Below are 21,497 nucleotides of genomic sequence, written 5' to 3' on the forward strand. Positions count from 1 at the left end.
CCCTATGCCCTATGCCCTATGCCCTATGCCCTATGCCCTATGCCCTATGCCCTATGTCCTATGCCCTATGCCCTATGGCCTATGCCCTATGGCCGCTTATCAAGCGTGCACCTCATGTTACTCAGAAAGGCTATACAACTATAACATTTTTTAGGACAGCCCCCCGATTTCAGACGATCGCTGGGGGTTTAATTCTGCCGAAGGACCAATACCTTCTGCGGTTTGATGACTCAACTTTTCGTGAGTCTTCATCCATTTCCACTTGTGCACAGTAGCTTGAGGATTGAGCAATGTGGTAGCGATGCCGTAAACAATAGTAGGCAAAACCTCCCGATTTAACCAACTTTGTCCTAGCTTTCTCATGTAGTGCAGTGCCAAAACTTTTCGGAATTTGTTTAGCCTTTTCAAAAGCGGCAAATTCTTAAAACATAACTGTTCGTACTCGTTGAGCGATAACTCTTTTTCTCCCCGCAAGCGCCACAGTTGGTTTTCCTTGACACAATCAGAAGCTAAGCTGTTCGACATTCAAACTGCACTATTTGTGGGCCAGACCCCATACTGCAAGGGGTTGAGGCAATAAATTTAAATGACTAACAGCTTATGCGCTTCTTCAGCCAGTGCTTATCTGTGAGAGAGTTGCCTCTAATTCGATAATTTCCCAAAGGTTCTGTCGCCGCTAGCAAACCGTACTTTTGAGCAATTTTGGTAAATAACTCTGTATCTTCTCCTACCTGCCAATCTTCGGGAAACCCGCCTTCTTGGAGTAGAATAGAGCGATCGACTACAACAGAAGACGGGAAAACCCAAGGACATTCGCCTGTCTCCTTAATCGCCTGCATTTCTGCTTTAGTGGTAGGATAGGTGGGAATGTAACTCAACTTGTTGCCGCGCTTGTCTAAATACCGCAAAGCGTGAGCCACAGCTTTGACTTCGGGATTGTCTGCGAGCATCTTCAAACAAACTTCTAACTTATTGGGTTCCCAGGTATCGTCGCTGTCGATAAACGCTACCTACTCGCCCGTTGCCCGATATATCATTAAATTTCTAGCCTTAGAAACCCCGTAATTTTGGGGATTCTGGAAGTATTGAATTCTCGAATCTTGCTCGACCAGCTTAGCAGCAACTTTGTCAGTAGCGTCAGTAGAGCAGTCATCAACAATTAAAATTTCTAGATTCTTGTGGGTGCCATTGAGTACGGAGGCAACTGTCTCGGCCAGAGTGTCGGCAGCATTGAATGCAGGAATGATTACGCTGACTTTTTGGCTGTTCATAACTTGCATTAAGGTGTGGTTTGGTAGTTGTTCGCCGAAGTATATAGCAATCCTAAATGATTTGTGTAATTCTTGTAGGGGCTCTCCCCACGCCCGGTTGCCCCGATGCAGGCTGGGGTAGGCATTCTTGGCGCTACCCCTACATATTTTTACAACTGATGCGAGGATTGCTATAGTCTCGAAGCAGACACTCTGACTCATTTACTTGCAAGTACCTGTAGTAAGGAAACTTGCCTACATACTGCCAATATAACAGGTTTACGGACATTAGTGCGAGCTACCATAAGGAGGGGACAGCCGTTAGCAGGCGGAGTGCAGACTATTATTTGGCGGGCAATTTTTCTGACACGAAGGCCACGGGTGCGAGGGATTGAGGGTTTTTACGGGGGACTGGAGTTGTCCTAAATTCGATCGCATCTTTTTGCTTTAATAGGACTTACCCAGAAAAACCCGGTCTCAATCAAAATCATTGGTTTGAGAACTATAGAGCTACTAAAAAACCTGGTTTCTGACTCAGAGCGATTCCGGTTAATCGGTGAGCATAAAATTGTTTTTCATGGGCCAGAGGCTGGCGAGTGAGGACTTTGATTCCTCACTCGCCAGCCTCATTATAATTATTTAATCAAACTTGAGAGCCAGATTGGGTAAATCCTGTTGTATTGATTAACTAACCAGTCGAACAACTGCCCAAAAACGGCTATAGCAATCCTAAATGATTCAGATAAATTTGTAGGGGTAGTGCTAAGAGTGCCTACCCCCTATCTATCGGGCAACCGGGCGTGGGATTGCCCCTACAATAATTATGCAAATGATGCGAGGATTGCTATATGCTAAATCTGCTCTATGTTGGATTACCATAGCCATCACCTAAAATACTGATTATTTTGCTGTTGCTTAATCATGCTCTGAAACAAAAATAATTTGAAGATTCAGAAGCTTTGTGAATCCTGGTTTATATGATTGGCATCTTTAGTTTTTTCTATCGTAAATCAGCAACGGCGTTTTTGTAGGTTCCTCAGCTCTTTTGAAATCGGTATTTTCTTAAAAAAGATGCTTTTTCAAACTTGTTTAATTATGAATTGGCCATAAGCTGTCCCTGATTTTTCTCTTCCTCTTGTACCGCGATCGCCTCCCAGGGTCAAATCGTTTTTCCGTCTGCCATAACAGGTAATTTATCTGCGATTGAACTTAGTATTGCTAGTTCTTAGGGAAGACCATCATAAAATTATACTGTAAAAAATCCTCGCCTCACCCGTAAAAAATGTTGCCAAATTTCTTGAGTAAAGTGCGAATTTATACTTGTTGCCTAACAGTCTTGGTGTTGGGTGGCTGCCAGCAGCAGCTACAGCCAAACTTGCAGCAACAGCGCAGCAAACAGGGGATGGCAGTTTCAGCTCACCCTCTGGCGAGCGCTGCGGGGCTGGCCGTGCTGCAACAGGGCGGCAATGCAGTGGATGCGGCGGCTGCTACGGCTTTGGCGATTTCGGTGGTGGAGCCTTTTTCGGCGGGTATCGGTGGCGGGGGTTTTTTACTGCTGCGGCGGGCGGAAACGGGGACTGTGCAAGCGCTGGATTTCCGGGAACGAGCTCCGAAACGGGCGGCGCGGGATATGTACCTCGACAAGCAAGGGAAGGTACGCCAAAGGGCAAGTCTGGACGGGCATTTGGCGGCGGGTATTCCCGGCACTGTTGCTGGACTTTATACGGTGCACCGCGAGTATGGTAAGTTGCCTTGGGCACAGGTGGTGGCGCCGGCGATCGCCCTGGCTGAAAAAGGCTTTCCGGTAAGTTCGCGGTTTACCACGGCTACCGGGCGACGACAGGATGTACTCAAAAAAAACCGGGCGGCGCGGGAGGTTTTTACTCGCGGTGGCATTTTATACCAACCTGGTCAGCTTTTGGTGCAGCGGGATTTGGCGCGGACTTTGCGACAGATTGCACAAAATCCGCAGAGTTTTTATAGCGGGGACATTGCGCGGGCGATCGCCGCCGATATGGCTAAAAATGGCGGCATTATCACTCTCGAAGATTTGAAAAACTATACGCCGATTTGGCGGAATCCGGTTTGCGGCAACTTTCGCACTTACGAAATTTGCGCGATGTCGCCTCCTTCTTCCGGCGGCGTTCATTTGTTGCAAATCTTAAATATTCTGGGAGATACGGATCTCAAGAGGTTGGGGAGGCAAAGTCCAGATACTTTGCACTTGCTGGCGGAGAGTATGAGGATTGCTTATGCCGATCGGGCTGAGTATTTGGGCGACCCGGATTTTGTGAGTGTACCGGTCAAAGCTCTGACTAGCACCAATTATGGCAAATTCAGACGATCGCAAATCCAAATGTCAAAAGCCAGACCCTCCAGCGAGGTAAAAGCTGTTGACGCTGAAACTTTGAGCCGCTTTGTGTGGGAGTCTCCCGAAACTACCCACCTAACGGTAGTTGACAAAGAGCGCAATGTGGTATCCTTAACTTTTACAGTGAATGGCGGTTTTGGGGCGGGAGTCGTGGCTGCGGGTACGGGAATTTTGCTCAACAACGAGATGGATGATTTTGCAGCCGCGCCGGGAGTGCCGAATTTGTTTGGTTTGGTGGGCGGGGAGGCAAATTCGATCGCCCCAGGGAAGACTCCTTTATCGAGCATGACGCCGGTCATCGTGACAGAAAATGGCAAATTTCGCCTCGCTGCGGGGGCTCCCGGAGGCAGCACGATTATTACCACGGTGTTGCAAATTGTACTGAACGTATTGGTTTACGACATGAATGTCGGCGATGCTGTATCTGCACCGAGGATTCACCATCAGTGGCAGCCCGATCGCCTGAGGGTGGAACGGGGAGGTTTTGAGGCTGCGACGCTTTCGGAGTTGCGGCGGCGGGGACACCAGATTGTTGAAGGTGACGGCTGGGGCAATGCCAATGCGATCGTCCTGACTGCAGACGGTTGGTTGGAAGGGGCTGCCGATCGGCGCGGGGAAGGAGAAGCAAGGGGATTTTAGTCAACAGTCAGTCGATTAGAGATTTTAGATTTTAGACTTCGGCCAGCGGTCGAGTGGCGCGAGGGTCGAAGGATTTTAGATTTACTCCACAGATGAATCTGGGATGTTGAACTAGGGTAAAAAATTTTGATCTCTCTACGACAGGAATCGGGGGCTTGTATGGTTTTTTTGGGGGAGGTCATGAGTCATGAGTCATTAGTCATTAGTCCTTAGTCATTAGTCATTAGCTATTAGTCATTAGTCATTTTGGAGAGCGCCAACGGTATCCAAACCGGGTTTCTTGGGTCTCCAGTGCGTAAGTCCTGAAATTATTAGTCTGTGTACGTGTATTTTTGCATCCGTATTTTTGCGCTGATGTTTATAGGCTGACTTATTGCCAAGAACTACCAAAAAGAATAACCATAGAAAGCGTATATACACTTATGTGTAAAGTTATTGTAAAGGCACTAGACATTGATACTTATATAATGTAAAAATTAAGTTGTGCAGAGAATCAGGTTTGTATCTTCCAGGAAAAATTTATGCTAATTACTCACAAAATTGCTGCCTTAACAGCTACATTAACTACTGCTCTGAGTTTGTTGGCAGCGCCAGCAATGGCATTTTCGGTAGGGGCAACTAATAACACTGCGACTTTAAGAAATAATTTATTGGGGGCTAATACAGCCGGGTTGAGTAATTTCTCTGTTTCAATTAGGGGTAATTCGGCTGCTTTTGGTACTTTCACTAATGACCCCTTCGGTTTGACATCAGGTGTTGTTCTGAGCACTGGTAGAGTCGCCGATATACCGGGTACGAATCAGACAGATAACTTCACGATAAAGGACAGCGATTTAAGCACGGACTTTGGATCTGAAGGTGAACAGGGGGATGTGACTCAGCTAAACCTCAGCTTTTTTGCTGATAGCACGGTTCAAAAGTTGTTCTTTCAATATGTATTTGCTTCTGAGGAGTTTCCTGAGTTCGGCGCTTATGAAGAATATAATGACGATTTTGAACTGCTGCTGAACGGCACTAATTTGGCCAAATTGAGCGACGGAAAAACAGTTACGATTAATAATCTGGTTCCAGATCCATATAATCGCTCTACATATCACTCAGACTATATTGACAACCCAAGTTTGACAGGTATTGCTGCTAACATTGTTAAGCTCGACGGTTTTACTAAAGTTTTAGGTTTTGAGGGTTTGCTCAAGCAAAATCAGAGGAATGTTCTCAGTATCCGCATTAAAGATGTGGGCGATGGCAAGTTAGATTCTGCTGTATTTATTAAAGGCGGTTCTGTGGGGACGGTTCAAGCTGAGCCGGTTCCCGAACCGATGACTGTGGGGGGTTTGATGGCGGGAGGCGCTATGCTGGCTGCTGGACGAAAGTTACGCAATGGCCGTGGCGGAAGTAATTAATAACGGATGTTGAAGGCAGAAGGCAGAAGGCAGAAGGCAGAGGGCAGAAGGCAGAAGGCAGAAGGCAGAAGGCAGAAGGCAGAAGGCAGAAGGAAAAAACAGAACAGGAACCATTTTGGCGGTTGCTGTAATATGAATCTCGATTAGCCGTGTTGGAGACAGAAAGGGGGTTTGATGAAGGAAAAGACCTTGTTGCAGTTGTTGAACCGGGTAAAAAAACTCGGTTTGTGCGATCGCGATCGCGTAATATCATATCAAGTAATTCAACCATTATGGGTACGCAGCGAGGAATGCAAGTCCTCATACAATTATGACGACGAATGCCCTCACTACGAACCAATTTTCTTGCGGTTGTTCTAGCGGACAGAATATAAGTTTTCATCCCAAATTCGCAAAGGGCGGATTTTTTTATGTTTGGAGTTGCAACAAATATTGCGGGTAAAACCCGCGTCTACAACCACTGACTAAAAACTAAATAATTTAGCTATGAACAGTACCATCGGGTAAGATTGTACCTGTTAATGTAGTCCGGGTAAGTTTGACCATAACTCGATCGCCGTAACCGATTTTCGCTCCTGTCAAGTCAGCACCGCTCAAGTCAGCACCGCTCAAATCGGCTCCGATTAAGTTGGTTTCTCTCAAGTTGGCATTGATCAAACAAGCTCCTAACAAATTAGCCCTGAACAAGTTTGCTTTGTGCAAATTCGCGCCTGTGAGGTTGACGTTGTGTAGAAAAGTATCGCTTAAGTCGGCTTCACTTAGGTTTGCATTGCTCAAGTTTCTCCCTGAAAAATCCTTTTCTTTTAAGGAGGCTCCTTGGAAGTTGGAACCGCTCAAATCGGGAGCTTGCGGCCCAGCTTGGCGGTAAGACTGAGATGGTGGCGGCTGCGATTGGTAGCGCGACGCCTCTGAATAGGGCCCTGCAGGGTTTCCCCCATAGTTTCCCGGATAATTTCCAGGATATTTTCCTGAAGAGGGTTCAGAAGAGTAGCGGGGTTCTTTTGGGGTGGCCGGTGGTGGCTGGGTGTTTTGCTGCTGGGTGTTTGGATACTGAGTATTTCTGTACTGAGTGTTTTGGTACTGAGTATTGGGTTGCTGATTGTTTTGGTACTGAGTGTTTTGGTACTGAGTATTTGGTTGCTGGGTATTTTGTTGCTGGGTGTTTCTGTACTGGGTATTTTGTTGCTGGGTATTTTGTTGCTGGGTGTTTCTGTACTGAGTATTTTGTTGCTGGGTATTTTGTTGCTGGGTATTTTGTTGCTGGGTAGTTTGTTGCTGAGTGTTTTTGTACTGAGCGTTTTGTTGCTGGGTAGTTTGTTGGTGAGTGTTTCTGTACTGAGCGTTTTGTTGCTGGGTGTGTTTGTGCTGGGTGTTTTGTTGCTGGGTGTGTTTGTGCTGAGTATGTTTGTGCTGAACGTTCTGATTCTGACCTCTTGGTTGAATCGATCGCAATTGTTCGCGAGCTTGATTAATTTCCTTAATCTTTTCTTCAGCTTTCTGTAGTAGTCTGGGATTGTCTTTGGGGATGCGATCGGGGTGCCAAATGAACGCTAAATCCTTGTAGGCTTGGCTAATTTCTTCTCTGGAAGCTCCCGGCAACAGTCCCAGCACTTTATAGTATTGGTCGAGGTCGTTCATTGTACCACCTTTCGCTTTAAGAAATTAGGAATTAAAAATTAAGATCGGAGCAAAAGCCGTTCTCAAAGCTTGCTTGTCCGATCGTGCATTAGATGAACAATAACTCAGCTAAGCCGCTGCTGGCAAAAAGTCTCGAATTCGCTGCAAGTATGTTGCAGCATCCTCCAGCATCGGAAAGTGAGCCGTATTCGGAATTATAACAAATTCTACTTTTTTGCTGAGGGAGGCCGCTTGCTCTCCCATGACGGCGGGGATAATTTGGTCAAATTCTCCTGCCACAAGCAGTGTGGGAACACTCAGCCGCGCAAATTCTTGGGGCATTTCCTCGGCTGCTCTTTTGCTGACGGCTGTCACCATTGTACCTATAGCAGCTTGCTCGTCTGCCATTAAAAAATCCTTGAGAAACGCCAGACTGACCTCTGTGGGCAGGGAACGGCGCAAAAACCGGGCCATAAATAGCCGATCGGCAAAAGGGATCGATGCCAGCCAAGATGGTCTAAATTTTACCACATAGCCACCGAATTTGTGAAAAGTTGTAAAAGATTTTTCATCGTATTCAAAAATCCCGCTGCAAGTGAGAATTGCTTTTTCTACTTTTTCAGGGTAAAGGTTGAGAAATAAAGTAGCAATTGATGCACCTGTAGAGTGAGCATTGAGAAAGACGCGGCTTAAATTCAGAGATTCTAATAATTCCGCTAAGTCGTGGGCATAGGTTTCGAGTTCGTAGCTGGACTCAGGAGGCTCTTTCGGCAAGGGCGATCGACCAAAACCTCTCATATCGTAAAGCAAACAATCAAAATCATCAGCAATAGCCCGTGCCGTGCTTTCCCAGTAGCGCGCCGAGCCCGCCCAGCCGTGCAGGAATACCATCACTGGTTTCCCGCTAGGTTGGGCCGTGTTATCTGCCGTTATCCACTCGTAATAATGTTCTACACCGCGAATTGAAATGAAAGACATGATTAAGTAGTTTTGAGTTGTGAGTGATAATTTTAAATCATATAGGAATGAGGGGCGATCGCGTCTCACTCAGTTAGCCGAACTCGTATAATGTAAGCAGCAAAAGATTAAAAGGAAATTTAATATGAAAGAATTAAATAAATTAGAATTGGATGGAATTAAGAACATGGGGGCAGTTAAGACTCAGGTAAAGCTGACCAATGCCATAGATGAAGCTCTAATTAGTCGGGGGTTGCTCGCGCCTCGGCTGTTGCGTGAGTGTGAAATAGAAGCTCTAGTAGATACAGGATCGGTTTATCTAGTAATTTCAGCAGAGATGGTACAGCAGCTAGGTTTACGAATTATAGGACAGCAGCTTGTTAAGTATGCTGATGGTCGTCAGGAAACCGTAGGAGTAACGGAGGCTATATTAATTGAAATTGAGGGGCGTAGGACTACCGAGGATGCTCTGGTAACAGGTGATGAGGTGTTGATTGGTCAGGTGGTTTTGGAGAAGTTAGATTTGCTTGTCGATTGTAGGAATCAGCGGTTAATCGGGAATCCCACTAATCCTAACTATCCTGTAACTTATATCAAGTTAACAGGCGGATGCTAAAAAAAATACCCAGATTACCAACTTCTTAAAAAAGTCGGTAATCTCAAAAAAATCTGCGTTAATCTGCGTCAACCCGCCCACATCTGCAGTCAAAAATTACCAACATAGGAACCAATCATAAATCTTAAGCCGCAGAAGCAGCCAGCCAAAATAAACCATCTACCAAAAGCGTGCTTAACACTGCTCCGCTAAACGCGCGCCAGTGCAGTTGCGTGCCGCGCAAACTCAGCAAACCGACTGTTAGCAACACAGCGATTAAAACTAAAGCACAGCCTATGCCCCAAGGAGTTTCAATTTGACCGATCGCACTTTGAAAAATCGGCATAGCTAATTCCGGTTCCGCGTGCATCACTTGCCGCCAGTAGGGCATCAACCCAGTTAAATAAAAATATAAATCAGTAATGGCAGTACCGAATAGCGAACCCAAGTAAAAATAGCTGCCAACTTTTCCCCAAGATTTGCCCAAGCACCAAATAGCAAAAGGCAAGCCAATTGATTCTATAGGTAGATGTAAAATTGGTTCCCATCTAAACCAGCCCCAATAGATAGAACCTGCGAGCCAACATCCGGCAAATCCTAATAATAAATCTCCCCAAAGTTGTGTTTTGGGGCGGAAAATTAGAATTAAACTCAGAACGAACCAGGGGATAGTTGACAGCAAACTGATGGTTGGATATAAGCGCACTAACGGTGCTTGCACGAAGACGGGAATTGAGACTAAAAAAGCTGAGGCACCAAATATCAACCACTGTTTGATGCTGTTGGTTGTGGCTGAAGTGAGAGAATTGTCGAGGCGGGCGATGGTGGCAATAGGTGCGATCGCTGAGGATACTAAATTTAGATTAAACAACTGATTGGACTCCGTATTGTTTCAATAGGTGGACTAAAAATTTTGCTGCGGTTGTGGGTGCGACAGTCTCAATGCCGGCGGCGGTTTGGCTGACGTGCCAGCCTTTTGCCGTTTGAGGAGCTCGCCATAAATCCAAATGTTCGATCGCGGGATCTGCATAAAAGCTTTCTCCACCGCCACCGAGAATTGCCGAACTCCAGTGCGTAAAGCGATCGTGGCTGATTCGGTGGATCGGAAAATTGCCCCCCAGGGGTACTCCCCAACCGTCTAAGGCAAAAAATGCCCCGACTTTGCCGCCGAGTTGCTGCCACATCCAAGCCGCCCCGATCGCCCCGGCTACTCCTGCCGAAAAGCTGACAAATACTAGACTTTCTCCTGCTAAGTCTTCGGTGCACAAAAAGTGCAATATGTCAAGAGCCGAGAAAGGTGGATATTTATGAGCGGGAAAAATCTTGACACGATCGACTATTTGCTGGTTTGGGCGATCGGCTACCAGTCCCCAAAGCCCCGAAAGTCCCGTCAGGAAACAGTCGGTTAGCTTTGGTTCGTGGAATCCGGGGCAAATTACCAGTCTCATAGTTCGTCAAGAAAGTTAATATAGTTCGCAACATAACTTTATCATATGCCTACTATATCATATACTACCCCAGGGGATAGGGTGTTAAACTTATAATAGAGTCAAGTTTGAAGAGTATCCCCCCAAGTTAAATGCTGGGAACGCTCCAAACCCCATTAATCTGAGGCAAGGTGAGGGAGTCTTAAGAAAACATAAAACTTATCCCCCCCGACCCCATTCCCTGTCAAGCTTAGCAAAGCCAGATTCTAGTTTTAAGCAGTTCTGTATTTAGATTTAACTTTTCTGGCGGCGTCGAAGCCCGGTCCAAAAAAGCTTAAAGAAACAGGATTGTGAAAATTAGAGGCCTGCCAGCTTAGCTGCCCTACGAATTTCGGGTCAGGGTCAATCGATTTGAGATTTGAGATTTGAGATTTGAGATTGACTTGCGCGAGATAAATGCGGAGGCTTGAGGATTTTCGATTTGGGATTGATTCCACGGATAAATCACGTGGCGGGTACCACCTTTGAAATTCTTGGTCAAAAAACCGACTTAGGACTGATGCTCATCAATCCGGTTTCTAGGATAAATAAGAGGTTGCACCGGGAAGTATGGGCCAAGAAACCGGGAATCAGCCCCGCGCACGTCTGTCGTGCGATCGCACACAATGAAAAATCTCCGATTCCCCCTTCATCCTGCCTGGATCTCTTAGAATAAATAAAATTGAGGAATACAAAGTGGTTGCTTCTCCAGAAAAAATCGATTTCAAAACATCTGCAGCACCCGCAAGCAACGATCGCGTTGCTGTATTGCTGATGGGTTACGGCGAAGTCGAAAGCTACGACGATTTTGCCAACTACAACGAACAAGCTTTAAATTTGCTTACGGCAAAGTTTGCGCCAGTACCGCTTTGGATTTATCCGCCGCTGGCGAAGATTTTAGCAATCTTTGACTTGCACGAGTGGAGTCACCAACACGGTCAATTCGTTTCGCCGCACAATGCAATTTTTGAACAGCAGCGCGCTGGGATTGAAAAGAATTTACAGGAGAAATGGGGCGATAAAGTAAAAGTGTTCAAAGCTTTTAACTTTTGCGCGCCGTTTTTGCCGGAACAAGTAATCCCTCAAATTCAAGCAGAAGGATTTGACAAAATTCTGATTTATCCGCTGTTGGTAGTTGATTCTGTTTTCACCAGCGGCATTGCAGTCGAACAGGTGAATAAAGCTTTAGCACAAACCTTTGATGGCAAAGAACATTGGGTAAAAGGACAGCGCTACATTCCTTCTTTTTACGATGAACCTGCTTACATCCAGCTAATGGCGGATTTGGTTGAAGAGGAAATTAAGAACGATTTAGCTGTAGCGCATTTGCCTTCTCAGATTGGGATTGTGCTGATGAATCACGGTTGTCCGCACAAGGCGAAGGGCTTTACTTCGGGAATTGTGGAAAGTCAAGCTTTGTACGATCGCGTGCGGGAACGTTTGATGTATCGCTATCCTTTGATTTCGGTGGGTTGGCTGAACCACGACACGCCGCTGATTGAATGGACACAGCCGGATGCGACGTTAGCTGCGAAGAATTTGATCGATCTGGGTGCAACTGCGATCGTCTTTATGCCGATCGGATTTGCGACAGAAAATCACGAAACTTTGTTAGATGTAGACCACATTATTGAGTCTTTGCAGAAACAGCGTCAAGGAGTTACTTACCGCAAATTGCCTTGCGTTAACGACCATCCAGAGTTTCTGAAAATGGCCGCTGAGTGGGCAAATCCGCAGATTGAAGCGTTGTTGAGTGAAACTGCGATCGCTGTTAATCCGAGTTTGGCTGCGGCGCACCGCGAGCACGCGCATTCTCATGAAGGGCACGGTCATTCTCATGGGGGACACGGGCATTCTCATGGTGATCACGGGCATTCTCATGGTGATCACGGGCATTCTCATGGCGGGCACGGGCACAGTCACTAATAGGACTTGGGCCTGAGAGCTCAGAAACCGGGTTTTTTGCGAAGATACTGCATGGAAATGGCAGATTTAGTGAAAAACCCGGTTTCTTTTGTTAGGGTGCGTAGGTCGAAATTTGGGCGAAAAGGGCGATCGGCTACGGGATAGCTATGCTTTACGGCTTTTTTATCAGATTTTCTGTGCTTGTCAAACATCCGCTTAGTCGCTACACTGTAGATACTCTGTATATACATTATTTTACCAAAGGTTGATTAACAGTAAGACTTTTTCTGACATTTGCTAACAATCACTTACATTTGCCTTCTGGTCTTCATGTCATATAGAATGAATTTAGCCACTCAGATGTAGGTGAAAAACCTTGGTAGTACGCAACCGCTATATAAATAAGTTGCCTCTACATTATCAAAGCAAATAATCAGATTGGCGTGGGGCTGTAAGCGATAACCAAGCTGAAGGCAAGAATATAAGTGCTTGTAGAAAATTCTACGGGCATCGGTTGATACGCCTTGGTTGATATCTGATCTCAACTTATGTATTTGTTAGCAAATGTTAGCAAAAAAGTATCGGTAAATTCCTCAGAGTAATATTACTAGCTAGGGCATCGGTACAGTATTAGGAGTTGACAAAAAAAGAGATGAAAGGCTTGTGAGATGAGGATTACATCTGTTCACAATCTTAAAGCATAGCTTTGAGCAGTGAACAGATGGATGACGAGGCGAACAAACTTCTTACTCACTATCTTGGGGAATAGGTGTTGCGCTCGCGCCCATTTTCCAGCTTCCCATCGCGCTCGCCTTACTTCTCTCCTAACTCGATTTTCGATTTTTTGCTGAAAATCAGTTGATCGCAAAAACCGGGTTTCTCCACAATCCAAAATCTTTTTGGTGAATATCAGACTGGAAAAAACTCGGTTTTTGCCTACATTATCTATTTCTTGAAGTTGAGCGTAGGCGTTTTACAAAGGTCAACACCATATAACTCAGTGGATTTGCCGTCTGAGTATTCGGCGCTGACATCAAAAATACAGCCCGCTTCCGAGCCGCCGTAGTCAGCTTGATCCCAAGAAAAATTTTGCGTTTCCCGATCGGCAATGGGGGACGGTAGCTCGTTTTTTCCCCAATCATTTGTATCGGGAGGGCCGATATAGATGGCTGTCATCGTCTTGCCGCTGTTGTTAATTACCGAAATTTTGATTATCTCAGCGAAAACGCTAGCTGCTGTCAGCGCTAACAGGGGCAGTGACAGCCCCGCAGCGATCGTTACTTTGCTTAACAACTTGTTAATCATTTACCCTCGTACCTCAAGAAGTGTGATATTTATTTAACTTTAGCAGAATACTTTTTTAAACGTCTCCTGCTCAATAGTCCGGACAGTTTTTATATGGCCCAATGGCTTATTCTCGGTTGACTTCGCAGCCCCTGTGGATAATTAAATCAATGTCAGCTCCACCCCGCTCGTTGCATTTAATTGGACTTTATTTATGATCCTTGCGCTGTAAAGCTTGTAGTCTCGTTCCAAAAACTGTCCGGAGTAGTGCTGCTAAAGTAACACTAATTGAGGCGTATTAGCCACAACTTTATGAAAGCACCCTACAGGCCTGGAACTTAAATTATAAGCTTAGGAATGAGAATTAAATAACTTACACAAGGAAAGTGGGGTGTCCCGCCCGCCCTTTTTGGACGGGCGGGCGGGACACCCCACAATAACAATTACAATTGTAAGTTATTTAATTTGCGAGCCTTAAGCACAATCATCGTATTAATATCCATAATTAATCTTTACAGATTAGAGATTAGAGGAAAAGAAAAATTATTTGTCCGTACATTCCTGCTCCCATAATCTCTCTATTTAGCACTCGGTTGCGGATGCAAACAGTAGTCATTGCAGCCCATAAATGGGGTTTTTCGCTAAATCAAATTGCCGCTGAGTATGATTTAAGTGAAGCTCAAGTGAACGATGTATTCGCTTTTTATGCAGTCCACTGTCAGGAAATAGACGCCTCTATTGTCGCCGAACAAATTATCGAGCCTATCGTTCGTCGGCGGTATTCGCTTGAGGAGTTGGTTGGGGCGATCGCGCCTGAGAATCTTCATAATGAGATTGACAGTGGAGTTGCTGTGGGGAACGAAGTGTGGTGACACAATATTGCTATTTGTATGGTGCGTCGCTGTGAGATTTTCCTGCTAGTTGAAATAGCTACGGGAAGCGACGCACCCGAAGGTATTACTGTAGGGAACGAAGAGAGTTTCCTGTCATACTCACCAAATTGTTTGAATAGTAGTTAACCCTTGAATTTTTGCGTCGCGGGTGACTAACGGAAGACTCAAAGATAAAGCAGTTGCGGCAATAATCCTGTCTGGCATATCAGGAACCGTTGCCCTGTCAATTTGTTGAATAGTTGCCGAGATATTGCGATCCAAAGGTGCTAGCATAATCCCCACATTTGGATCGTCTGCAGCATTTAAAACTCGTGTCAGCACCTCGCCTGCCAAACGCCCTCGCTCAATCAAGTAAGAAATTTCTACAATTGTAATTGCGGAAAAGTAGATAAAATTTCCCTCATTAACCGCTTGTTCTAATGCTATTAATGCTGCTGGCGACAATCTTGGCAGTTCAAAAATGTACCAAATTAGGGTATGGGTATCTGCTACGACTGAGGGCATCAAACAATCTCCCTGGGAAAATTTCCCCACATTTCTTGTCGGGCTTGGGCGATGTCTTCTTCCGTAATATCTACTTTTAAGTCAGCACACAAGCCTTTGACACTCTTTAGGGGTCGTTTAGCCATAGTTTTTTGTTGAAGAAATTCAGCAAAATCTAAAACTTCTTGCTGTCGTTCAGGGGGCAATGCCCGCAACTTATCTAAAACTGCTTGCTCTAAATTCATCGTTTATTGCCCTCCGTAATTACTCTAAAATTATCTTCACGCTTTTACTTACCAAATTCAAAAAATGTGCTTGCAACCTACTTACCATATTATAAGGTAAATCCCACAAAAAACTAACGCCTCTTGCATCCTATTTTGAAATAATATTTTTCGGGTGGAGTGCGATCGCCCCTCATTTTGTAGGTGCGTCGCTATGAGATTTTCCAGCTATTTGAAATAGCTCAAGGCGACGCACCCTACGTTATGGCGCTCGCCCCAACCAACTTATCAATCTCCGCCTCAGTTGTAAAATAGTGAACACAAGCCCGCACACAATCAGGATTAAGAATTGTCCTTACCATACTCCCCTGCTTCTCTAACAAATCAACTAGCTGCTTGTGCGGCATCCCATTAGTTAATCGAAACGAAACCAAACCAGCTTCTGGCGCAGATTTCCGCAAACATTCCACATCGGGAAGTTCCGATAAACGCTCCCAGAGATACTTACTCAAACGGCAAATTTCTGCATACCTTTCCTCGATCGTACCCCATTCATGTTGCAGGGCGATCGCACTCCGCAAACCCGCATACAAAGGATAAGCCGAAGTCGCAATTTCATAGCGCTGCGATCCAGGCTTCCACCCAAGAACTTTAGCATTAGCATCCGTCACAATTCCCCGCCAACCGATAAACACCGGATGCAAATCTGCCAAAGCTTCAGCACTCACATAAAGTCCCCCCAAACCTTCCGGGCCGCACCACCATTTGTGACCAGTAAAAGCATAAAAGTCAACCCCTGATTCAATCAAATTTAAAGGCAAAACCCCCACAGACTGAGCCGCATCAACTAACACCCTAACTTTGTGCTTCTTTGCAGACAAATCCTCTTGTCTCCCCCCTTGAATCAGGGAAAAATCCTCTTGCCTATCCCCTTGAATCAGGGAAAACCCCTCTTGTCCCCCCCCTTGGCAAGGGGGGGTTAGGGGGGGTTTTATATCTGTTTCCCCATCCCCTTGAATCAGGGAAAACCCCTCTTGTCCCCCCCCTTGGCAAGGGGGGGTTAGGGGGGGTTCATGACATAATTTCACAATCTCAGCCAGAGGCAAAACTTGGCCAGTATTCCACAAAATGTGACTGATTACCAACAAGCGAGTATTTGGCCGCAAACTATCAGCAATCACCGCCACCGGATCACCCTCATTCAAAGTAGCCGTCAACGGACAAATCGAAACCTCAATGTTGAAACGGCGCTGAAGTTCCATTACACTAGCTACAATGCCGTGGTGCTCGCAATCAGAAAGCAGCAAATGGTCGCCTGCTTTCCAGTCAATGCCCCACAGCGCAATATTGCAGCCGACGGTGACATCTTCAGTCAGGGCGATGGTTTCAGGAGGTACCGTCAACTCAGATGCGATCGCACGTCGCGTCAGCATCGCCTCCTGAACCACCCAAGCCCCCACCTCCCCCGAAAACGGCCCCCCAAGCTGCACCCGTTTGTAAGCCTCATAAATCGCCTCTAAAGCAGGCTCAGGCAGCGGCCCTTGTCCGCCGTAGTTAAAATAAGCTTTATTGGCCAAAGCTGGGAATTGTTGCCGGTGATTGTCCTTTGTCATTTTTTTTGGGGAATTATTGATAGCGTTAATATTGAATAAGTAATGCTGTGAATTTTATACCTTTTGCCTGATACTCTATGCCTTGCGAATACTAAATGTTAATAACTGACAAACTACTACTTTCCTATCAGCGATGCCATCTCCGAGCATTTTTAGATACCTGCGGAGACTGGAAACAACTAGATCCCCCCAGCGACTTTTTGCTGAAACTGATGCGCGACAGCGCGGCATACCAGCAGGAAGCTTTGGAACACGAGACTTACCAACAACCATATTATCCTAGAGGGGATTGGGAAGCCGGCGCGGCCGCTACATTGAGTTTAATGCAGCAAGGGGTCGATCGCATTTACCGAGGAGTTCTGATCCAGGGCGAATTCGGCAAAACCAACGGCGCAACAACTTCTCTGGTAGGAATTGACAGTCAATATTTCCCTGAATTTGGCGAAATACCCGAAACTCCCGTTCATCTTTCATCCTCCAATCTTCCCTCTTCAAACATTACCCTGATCAGCCGCCCCCATTTATTAATCAAACAACCGGGACAATCAAAATTTGGCAATTGGAGTTATATTACTGCGGATATTTGGCTTAGCAAGCGACCAAAACAAGAGTATCAAATTATCGCAGCTTTTCACGCCCAAGTTTTAGCTTCCGTACAGGAAACAATGCCAGAGACTGCGTGGCTGATGCTGCGAAAAAAAGGGCTGTGCTCGGTGAATCTCGGCCAGCGAACTCCTCAGATGTTCGAGATTTTAGACAACTGCATTCAGATGATAGAAAATCGGGATAAACCAGAGGTGTTCATTTCCCGGCAAAAGTGCAATCTTTGCGGTTGGTATACTATCTGTCACGCCGAAGCCGAATCTATTAAACATCTTTCGTTATTGCCGGGAGTTACTGCCAGCCGCTATGCTAGACTAAAAACTCTCGGAATTACTGATGTTGAAGCTCTCGCTAATGCTAGTTCCAAACTGCTTGCTGAGTATCCAGAATTCCCGGACAGAGTTGCTTTTGATGTGGTGCAGCAAGCTCGCTCTCACTTGCTAAATCAACCGCTGTTGCGAGAAGAAGGAAGTTCGGCAACGGATTTTGTAACGGATGTAACGGATGTAACGGATAGAAGTTCGGCAACGGATTTTGTAACGGATGTAGCGGATAGAATTTCGACAGCGAACACTGTACGGGATTTAACAAATTTAACGGATCTAGGTGTGAGGAAAGAAGGAATAAGGGAAGAGGCAGAAGTTAATGAATTTATAACCATACCTGAAGTTGCCGAGAAGAGTTTAGCAAAAGTTAATCTTGTTCTGGAAAAAACTACAGAAAATAAACCTGCGACATCTTCTATACCTGCGCCAATTCTCCGCAAAAAACCAATTCCGTATTCCCAATCTGTCTTTTTGCCGATCGCCCCTATCGAACTCTACTTTGATATTGAAGCGGAACCAGAGTTAAACTTAGATTACCTCCACGGAGTCTTAGTTGTTGACAGATCCAACAATACGGAAAAATTCCACGGTTTTTTAGCAGAATCAGCAGCAGAGGAAGGTGCAATCTGGCAGCAATTTTTAGAATTAATGTGGGCTTATCCTATTGCTCCGATTTTCCACTTTTGCGACTACGAAGTCAAGACTTTTAAGCGACTGGCTAAACTTTACAATACTCCAGCTTATTTGTGGAAACCCGTGCTGAAACGGTTTGTAGATATTCACAAACAAGTGACGCAAAAGGCGATTATGCCGGTGGAAAGTTACGCACTCAAACCAATTGCCCGCTGGCTGGGTTTTGATTGGCGAGATGCTAAGGCTAATGGTGCTCAGTGCGTCTGCTGGTACGACGATTGGCTCAAAACTGGCGATCGATCGCTGTTAGAGGCGATCGTCCGCTACAATGAGGACGACTGTCGTGCTACATACATAGTTAAAGATTGGTTGACAAATTTTTTGCTGAATCATGAGCCGTGATTTTTAGATGTAACGAACCGCGAAGACGCAAAGGGCGCGAAGGAAGAAAGGGAAGAGGAAGATAGGTAATAATGTATTTATTGGTAAAATGCGAAAGCTAGCAAAAGCAACTATATTTATTGTCTGTTTTTTGATGGCAGCAACTGTTGCTATTTGGGTACACCAGTCAGCTCAATCTTTCGGTGTTACGAAAATAGATTTTATCGGCAGAGCAATATTTCCTACAGGTTCTCCGTTTCAGGGGACGGAAATTGGCGGACTTTCGGGCATTACTTATGATGCCGAGAAACAAGTTTATTATGCCATTTCTGATGACCGCAGCAGCAAGGCTCCGGCGCGCTTCTATACTCTCAAAATTAACTTGCAATCTGGGAAACTGCAAAAAGAGCAAATTACTTTTACTGGTGTTACTACTTTATTAGATGAAAACGGCAAAGGTTTTCCTGAATTAAGTTTAGATCCCGAAGGGATAGCTTTTACTGGCAATAGCGTGTTTGTTTCTTCTGAGGGAGATGTCGCTCGCCAAATAAATCCTTTTATCAAAGAGTTCTCCCTCGATGGTAAACTCCTGAAAACGCTGGCAATTCCTGAACTATTTTTGCCGGATGACAAGGGCAGTAAAGGCATCCGCAACAATCTCGCTTTTGAAAGTTTAACTTTAACGCCCGATCGCAAATACCTATTTACAGCTACCGAAAACGCCTTGGTTCAAGATGGCGCCGTAGCTTCCCTGGAAACCGGGAGCCCGTGCCGGATTTTGCGCTACGATGCGGTGATCGGCAATCCTGAAGCATCGTTTCTCTACATCACCGAACCGCTACCCGCTGGTGCGAATCCTGTGGGAAAATTAACTAGCAACGGTTTAGTGGATTTGTTGGCGATCGACGATAACCGCTTGCTGAGTTTAGAGCGTGCTTTCTCCCTGGAAACCGGCACAACTATCAGAATTTTTGAGATTTCTCTGGAAAAGGGCGATCGTATTGAAGCACTCGAAAGCCTCAAAAGCCGTCTCAGCGAGGTTTCTCCCGCTCAAAAACGGCTGCTGCTGGATTTGGAAACCCTGAAAATTCCCCTAGACAACATTGAGGGGTTGACATTTGGCCCCGCCCTAGCGGATGCTAGCAGAGGTCTGATTTTGGTGAGCGACAACAACTTCAGTCCCCTGCAAGAGACTCAGATTTTGGGCTTCCAAATAAAAGTTCAAAAAACCTCTTGACAAAAGGTGAAGTTATAGGCATAATAGAAATTGTGCCTGAAAAAACGGCAAAACGAGGGACAGTAGTTCAATTGGTTAGAGCACCGCCCTGTCACGGCGGAAGTTGCGGGTTCGAGCCCCGTCTGTCCCGTTCTCTCGTAAATAGAAAGTTTAAACCTTTCATAAATCTCTTTCTAAATTGAGTTCGTTTGTAGTCAGGACTTCAGTCCTCTTGCGGATAAAAAAGGACTAAAGTCCTGACTACGAATCTTATGCTATTTAGATAGCAGGACATGATTAAGGAGCGGGAAAATATGACCGTTACAACCATTAAGCCCTCACCGGAAAAAACTACACAACGGGTAGTATTATCTAATATCAGTTGGCAGACTTACGAAAGCTTATTAGCAGAAGCAGGAGACAAGAGATCCTCGCGATTTTCATACTCTCAAGGAGTCTTAGAAATTCTCATGCCATCCGACTTGCATGAAACTATTAACTGTTTGCTCAAACGGATTGTTACAGCTTTGACTGAGGAGTTGGACTTGAAGATTAAGGGATTTGGTTCGACGACTCTCAACCGTGAAGATTTAGAACAAGGTGCAGAACCAGATTCATGTTTTTATATCCAAAATGTCGATCGCATTCTAGGGAGAAGGCTTGACATCTCAACCGATCCTCCCCCAGATTTGGTAATTGAAGTTGATATTACCAGTCCTTCTTCTAATCGATTTGTAGTTTACACACAGCTAGAAATCCCTGAAGTTTGGCGGTATCGGGGACAAACTGTACAAATTTATCAATTGCAAAATCGGGAATATATTACCTGCGATCGCAGTCCGACATTTCCCATCCTTTCTGTAGCAATGCTCAATCAATTCTTGCAGATGGCAGAAACTCAAGATGACAATGCCATAATTCGGTCTTTGCGTCAATGGGCAAGCGAGCAGTTGCGATCGCCCGACAACGCTCAATAATATTTAACTGAATTTAACTAATTTTAATTGAGGAATCTGCTAAATGTTAGAGACAAGCGTTGTTTTACAGGAAGTTGAACTTTTTTTTATGCAGCAAGGTAAGGTGTATGAAGCACTCCAAAACATTACTCAAAGTTTGTCGAGAGCAGGCATAGACTATGCAGTAATTGGTGGCATGGCCCTTGTGATTCACGGCTATATCAGAACTACTCAAGACGTAGATTTGTTACTGACACCACAAGGGTTGGATTCCTTTCGATCGATTTTGCTCGGTCGTGGATTTGTGCCTGCCTTTGCTGGTGCTACCAAAATGTTTAAGGATGTGAAGACAGGAGTATCTGTTGAGATTATCACAACCGGAGAGTTCCCTGGAGATGGGAAACCTAAATCAGTTAGTTTCCCTAACCCGGCAGCCGTAGCTGTTGAAAAAGACGGCATTAAAGTCGTTCGATTGGTTACACTGATTGAACTGAAGTTGTCATCAGGTTTGAGCGGTCGCGGTCGATTGAAAGATTTGGCGGATGTACAAGAATTGATTAAAGCTCTGAGTTTGCCTGCGGAATTAGCACAGGAACTCGATCGCTCTGTGCGAGAAGAATATTCCCGACTGTGGATCGATGTTCAGCCTGATGTTTGAAATTAATTGAATTTCTATTGATTG

Annotated in this window: 23 protein-coding genes and 1 tRNA gene; 13 read left to right on the forward strand and 11 right to left on the reverse strand. The window is 45.4% G+C overall.

What is annotated here, in order from left to right:
- Positions 1-150: 150 nt before the first annotated feature.
- The 3 genes from QUA00_RS24855 to QUA00_RS24865 form a co-directional block, all read right to left on the reverse strand.
- Positions 151-525: a hypothetical protein gene (locus QUA00_RS24855; protein WP_333411495.1), complete on the reverse strand. Its 375-nt coding sequence runs from the start codon at positions 523-525 to the stop codon at positions 151-153.
- A 65-nt stretch (positions 526-590) separates the two neighbouring features.
- The gene (locus QUA00_RS24860) at positions 591-950 is read right to left on the reverse strand and encodes a hypothetical protein (RefSeq protein ID WP_333411496.1); all 360 of its coding nucleotides are present in this window, start codon (positions 948-950) and stop codon (positions 591-593) included.
- 60 nt (positions 951-1,010) lie between these two features.
- Positions 1,011-1,472, reverse strand: coding sequence for a glycosyltransferase family 2 protein (locus tag QUA00_RS24865; RefSeq protein ID WP_333411498.1), 462 nt, complete (start codon positions 1,470-1,472; stop codon positions 1,011-1,013).
- A gap of 1,060 nt (positions 1,473-2,532) precedes the next feature.
- Here QUA00_RS24865 and ggt point away from each other — a divergent pair.
- The 4 genes from ggt (at position 2,533) to QUA00_RS24885 (ending at position 6,023) form a co-directional block, all read left to right on the forward strand.
- Entirely contained in the window at positions 2,533-4,260 is a 1,728-nt protein-coding gene (gene ggt, locus QUA00_RS24870; RefSeq protein WP_333411500.1) for a gamma-glutamyltransferase, read from the forward strand.
- Between the two features lie 521 nt (positions 4,261-4,781).
- Positions 4,782-5,663, forward strand: coding sequence for a choice-of-anchor L family PEP-CTERM protein (locus tag QUA00_RS24875; protein ID WP_333141660.1), 882 nt, complete (start codon positions 4,782-4,784; stop codon positions 5,661-5,663).
- A gap of 6 nt (positions 5,664-5,669) precedes the next feature.
- The gene (locus QUA00_RS24880; RefSeq protein ID WP_333411501.1) at positions 5,670-5,810 is read left to right on the forward strand and encodes a hypothetical protein; all 141 of its coding nucleotides are present in this window, start codon (positions 5,670-5,672) and stop codon (positions 5,808-5,810) included.
- A 27-nt stretch (positions 5,811-5,837) separates the two neighbouring features.
- Positions 5,838-6,023: a hypothetical protein gene (locus QUA00_RS24885; protein ID WP_333411503.1), complete on the forward strand. Its 186-nt coding sequence runs from the start codon at positions 5,838-5,840 to the stop codon at positions 6,021-6,023.
- Between the two features lie 120 nt (positions 6,024-6,143).
- On the opposite strand, the gene QUA00_RS24890 is transcribed toward QUA00_RS24885, so the two are convergent.
- Together QUA00_RS24890 and QUA00_RS24895 are read right to left on the reverse strand one after the other, a co-directional pair.
- Positions 6,144-7,301 carry a pentapeptide repeat-containing protein gene (locus tag QUA00_RS24890; RefSeq protein ID WP_333141654.1) on the reverse strand — a complete coding sequence of 386 codons (1,158 nt, stop codon included), beginning with the start codon at positions 7,299-7,301 and terminating at the stop codon, positions 6,144-6,146.
- A gap of 108 nt (positions 7,302-7,409) precedes the next feature.
- On the reverse strand, positions 7,410-8,258 hold the full coding sequence (locus tag QUA00_RS24895) for an alpha/beta hydrolase (protein ID WP_333411504.1): 849 nt from the start codon (positions 8,256-8,258) through the stop codon (positions 7,410-7,412).
- A gap of 124 nt (positions 8,259-8,382) precedes the next feature.
- Here QUA00_RS24895 and QUA00_RS24900 point away from each other — a divergent pair, with 124 nt between their 5' ends.
- Positions 8,383-8,853, forward strand: coding sequence for an aspartyl protease family protein (locus QUA00_RS24900; protein ID WP_333411505.1), 471 nt, complete (start codon positions 8,383-8,385; stop codon positions 8,851-8,853).
- A gap of 124 nt (positions 8,854-8,977) precedes the next feature.
- Here the strand turns inward: QUA00_RS24900 and QUA00_RS24905 are convergent, their stop codons facing one another.
- Together QUA00_RS24905 and QUA00_RS24910 are read right to left on the reverse strand one after the other, a co-directional pair.
- Complete coding sequence (locus QUA00_RS24905) at positions 8,978-9,703, reverse strand: DUF3120 domain-containing protein (protein ID WP_333411506.1); 726 nt, start codon at positions 9,701-9,703, stop codon at positions 8,978-8,980.
- Positions 9,696-10,280, reverse strand: a complete 585-nt coding sequence (locus tag QUA00_RS24910; protein ID WP_333411508.1) for a hypothetical protein — start codon at positions 10,278-10,280, stop codon at positions 9,696-9,698. The genes QUA00_RS24905 and QUA00_RS24910 overlap by 8 nt, the downstream gene beginning before the upstream one ends.
- Before the next feature lie 487 nt (positions 10,281-10,767).
- Between QUA00_RS24910 and QUA00_RS24915 the strand changes: the two genes are divergently transcribed.
- Both QUA00_RS24915 and QUA00_RS24920 read left to right on the forward strand, forming a co-directional pair.
- Positions 10,768-10,974, forward strand: a complete 207-nt coding sequence (locus tag QUA00_RS24915) for a hypothetical protein (RefSeq protein ID WP_333141647.1) — start codon at positions 10,768-10,770, stop codon at positions 10,972-10,974.
- Between the two features lie 20 nt (positions 10,975-10,994).
- On the forward strand, positions 10,995-12,224 hold the full coding sequence (locus tag QUA00_RS24920) for a ferrochelatase (RefSeq protein WP_333141645.1): 1,230 nt from the start codon (positions 10,995-10,997) through the stop codon (positions 12,222-12,224).
- Positions 12,225-13,148: 924 nt separating this feature from the next.
- Here the strand turns inward: QUA00_RS24920 and QUA00_RS24925 are convergent.
- The gene (locus QUA00_RS24925) at positions 13,149-13,508 is read right to left on the reverse strand and encodes a hypothetical protein (RefSeq protein WP_190744682.1); all 360 of its coding nucleotides are present in this window, start codon (positions 13,506-13,508) and stop codon (positions 13,149-13,151) included.
- Between the two features lie 578 nt (positions 13,509-14,086).
- Here QUA00_RS24925 and QUA00_RS24930 point away from each other — a divergent pair.
- Positions 14,087-14,359 carry a hypothetical protein gene (locus QUA00_RS24930; protein WP_333141639.1) on the forward strand — a complete coding sequence of 91 codons (273 nt, stop codon included), beginning with the start codon at positions 14,087-14,089 and terminating at the stop codon, positions 14,357-14,359.
- Between the two features lie 120 nt (positions 14,360-14,479).
- Here QUA00_RS24930 and QUA00_RS24935 read toward each other — a convergent pair whose 3' ends face one another.
- The 3 genes from QUA00_RS24935 to QUA00_RS24945 form a co-directional block, all read right to left on the reverse strand.
- Positions 14,480-14,884 (reverse strand): type II toxin-antitoxin system VapC family toxin, encoded by a 405-nt coding sequence (locus QUA00_RS24935; protein ID WP_333411510.1) that lies wholly within the window; start codon positions 14,882-14,884, stop codon positions 14,480-14,482.
- Complete coding sequence (locus QUA00_RS24940) at positions 14,884-15,108, reverse strand: DUF2281 domain-containing protein (RefSeq protein ID WP_333396506.1); 225 nt, start codon at positions 15,106-15,108, stop codon at positions 14,884-14,886. The genes QUA00_RS24935 and QUA00_RS24940 overlap by 1 nt, the downstream gene beginning before the upstream one ends.
- 236 nt (positions 15,109-15,344) lie before the next feature.
- The gene (locus tag QUA00_RS24945) at positions 15,345-16,700 is read right to left on the reverse strand and encodes an aminotransferase class V-fold PLP-dependent enzyme (RefSeq protein WP_333411513.1); all 1,356 of its coding nucleotides are present in this window, start codon (positions 16,698-16,700) and stop codon (positions 15,345-15,347) included.
- A 95-nt stretch (positions 16,701-16,795) separates the two neighbouring features.
- Here QUA00_RS24945 and QUA00_RS24950 point away from each other — a divergent pair, with 95 nt between their 5' ends.
- The 5 genes from QUA00_RS24950 (at position 16,796) to QUA00_RS24970 (ending at position 21,473) form a co-directional block, all read left to right on the forward strand.
- Entirely contained in the window at positions 16,796-18,664 is a 1,869-nt protein-coding gene (locus QUA00_RS24950) for a TM0106 family RecB-like putative nuclease (RefSeq protein ID WP_333411515.1), read from the forward strand.
- An 88-nt stretch (positions 18,665-18,752) separates the two neighbouring features.
- Complete coding sequence (locus QUA00_RS24955) at positions 18,753-19,880, forward strand: esterase-like activity of phytase family protein (protein ID WP_333411517.1); 1,128 nt, start codon at positions 18,753-18,755, stop codon at positions 19,878-19,880.
- Between the two features lie 56 nt (positions 19,881-19,936).
- Positions 19,937-20,010, forward strand: a tRNA-Asp gene (locus QUA00_RS24960).
- A 163-nt stretch (positions 20,011-20,173) separates the two neighbouring features.
- Positions 20,174-20,836: a Uma2 family endonuclease gene (locus QUA00_RS24965; RefSeq protein WP_333411518.1), complete on the forward strand. Its 663-nt coding sequence runs from the start codon at positions 20,174-20,176 to the stop codon at positions 20,834-20,836.
- Positions 20,837-20,879: 43 nt separating this feature from the next.
- Positions 20,880-21,473 carry a nucleotidyltransferase family protein gene (locus QUA00_RS24970; RefSeq protein WP_333102478.1) on the forward strand — a complete coding sequence of 198 codons (594 nt, stop codon included), beginning with the start codon at positions 20,880-20,882 and terminating at the stop codon, positions 21,471-21,473.
- Positions 21,474-21,497 lie beyond the last annotated feature (24 nt).

Origin of the sequence: Microcoleus sp. T2B6 (assembly GCF_036700475.1) — a bacterium.
In the GTDB taxonomy this organism is placed as follows: domain Bacteria; phylum Cyanobacteriota; class Cyanobacteriia; order Cyanobacteriales; family Microcoleaceae; genus Microcoleus.

What these genes read in the sequence shown, in the direction of transcription:
- QUA00_RS24935 (WP_333411510.1), bottom strand. Translation starts at nt 14,884, where the DNA reads ATGCCCTCAGTCGTAGCAGATACCCATACCCTAATTTGGTACATTTTT.
- QUA00_RS24880 (WP_333411501.1), top strand. Translation starts at nt 5,670, where the DNA reads ATGTTGAAGGCAGAAGGCAGAAGGCAGAAGGCAGAGGGCAGAAGGCAG.
- QUA00_RS24945 (WP_333411513.1), bottom strand. Translation starts at nt 16,700, where the DNA reads ATGACAAAGGACAATCACCGGCAACAATTCCCAGCTTTGGCCAATAAA.
- ggt (WP_333411500.1), top strand. Translation starts at nt 2,533, where the DNA reads ATGTTGCCAAATTTCTTGAGTAAAGTGCGAATTTATACTTGTTGCCTA.
- QUA00_RS24950 (WP_333411515.1), top strand. Translation starts at nt 16,796, where the DNA reads ATGTTAATAACTGACAAACTACTACTTTCCTATCAGCGATGCCATCTC.
- QUA00_RS24875 (WP_333141660.1), top strand. Translation starts at nt 4,782, where the DNA reads ATGCTAATTACTCACAAAATTGCTGCCTTAACAGCTACATTAACTACT.
- QUA00_RS24860 (WP_333411496.1), bottom strand. Translation starts at nt 950, where the DNA reads ATGCTCGCAGACAATCCCGAAGTCAAAGCTGTGGCTCACGCTTTGCGG.
- QUA00_RS24895 (WP_333411504.1), bottom strand. Translation starts at nt 8,258, where the DNA reads ATGTCTTTCATTTCAATTCGCGGTGTAGAACATTATTACGAGTGGATA.
- QUA00_RS24955 (WP_333411517.1), top strand. Translation starts at nt 18,753, where the DNA reads ATGCGAAAGCTAGCAAAAGCAACTATATTTATTGTCTGTTTTTTGATG.
- QUA00_RS24930 (WP_333141639.1), top strand. Translation starts at nt 14,087, where the DNA reads ATGCAAACAGTAGTCATTGCAGCCCATAAATGGGGTTTTTCGCTAAAT.
- QUA00_RS24885 (WP_333411503.1), top strand. Translation starts at nt 5,838, where the DNA reads ATGAAGGAAAAGACCTTGTTGCAGTTGTTGAACCGGGTAAAAAAACTC.
- QUA00_RS24865 (WP_333411498.1), bottom strand. Translation starts at nt 1,472, where the DNA reads ATGAGTCAGAGTGTCTGCTTCGAGACTATAGCAATCCTCGCATCAGTT.
- QUA00_RS24890 (WP_333141654.1), bottom strand. Translation starts at nt 7,301, where the DNA reads ATGAACGACCTCGACCAATACTATAAAGTGCTGGGACTGTTGCCGGGA.
- QUA00_RS24855 (WP_333411495.1), bottom strand. Translation starts at nt 525, where the DNA reads ATGTCGAACAGCTTAGCTTCTGATTGTGTCAAGGAAAACCAACTGTGG.
- QUA00_RS24925 (WP_190744682.1), bottom strand. Translation starts at nt 13,508, where the DNA reads ATGATTAACAAGTTGTTAAGCAAAGTAACGATCGCTGCGGGGCTGTCA.
- QUA00_RS24900 (WP_333411505.1), top strand. Translation starts at nt 8,383, where the DNA reads ATGAAAGAATTAAATAAATTAGAATTGGATGGAATTAAGAACATGGGG.
- QUA00_RS24970 (WP_333102478.1), top strand. Translation starts at nt 20,880, where the DNA reads ATGTTAGAGACAAGCGTTGTTTTACAGGAAGTTGAACTTTTTTTTATG.
- QUA00_RS24965 (WP_333411518.1), top strand. Translation starts at nt 20,174, where the DNA reads ATGACCGTTACAACCATTAAGCCCTCACCGGAAAAAACTACACAACGG.
- QUA00_RS24910 (WP_333411508.1), bottom strand. Translation starts at nt 10,280, where the DNA reads ATGAGACTGGTAATTTGCCCCGGATTCCACGAACCAAAGCTAACCGAC.
- QUA00_RS24940 (WP_333396506.1), bottom strand. Translation starts at nt 15,108, where the DNA reads ATGAATTTAGAGCAAGCAGTTTTAGATAAGTTGCGGGCATTGCCCCCT.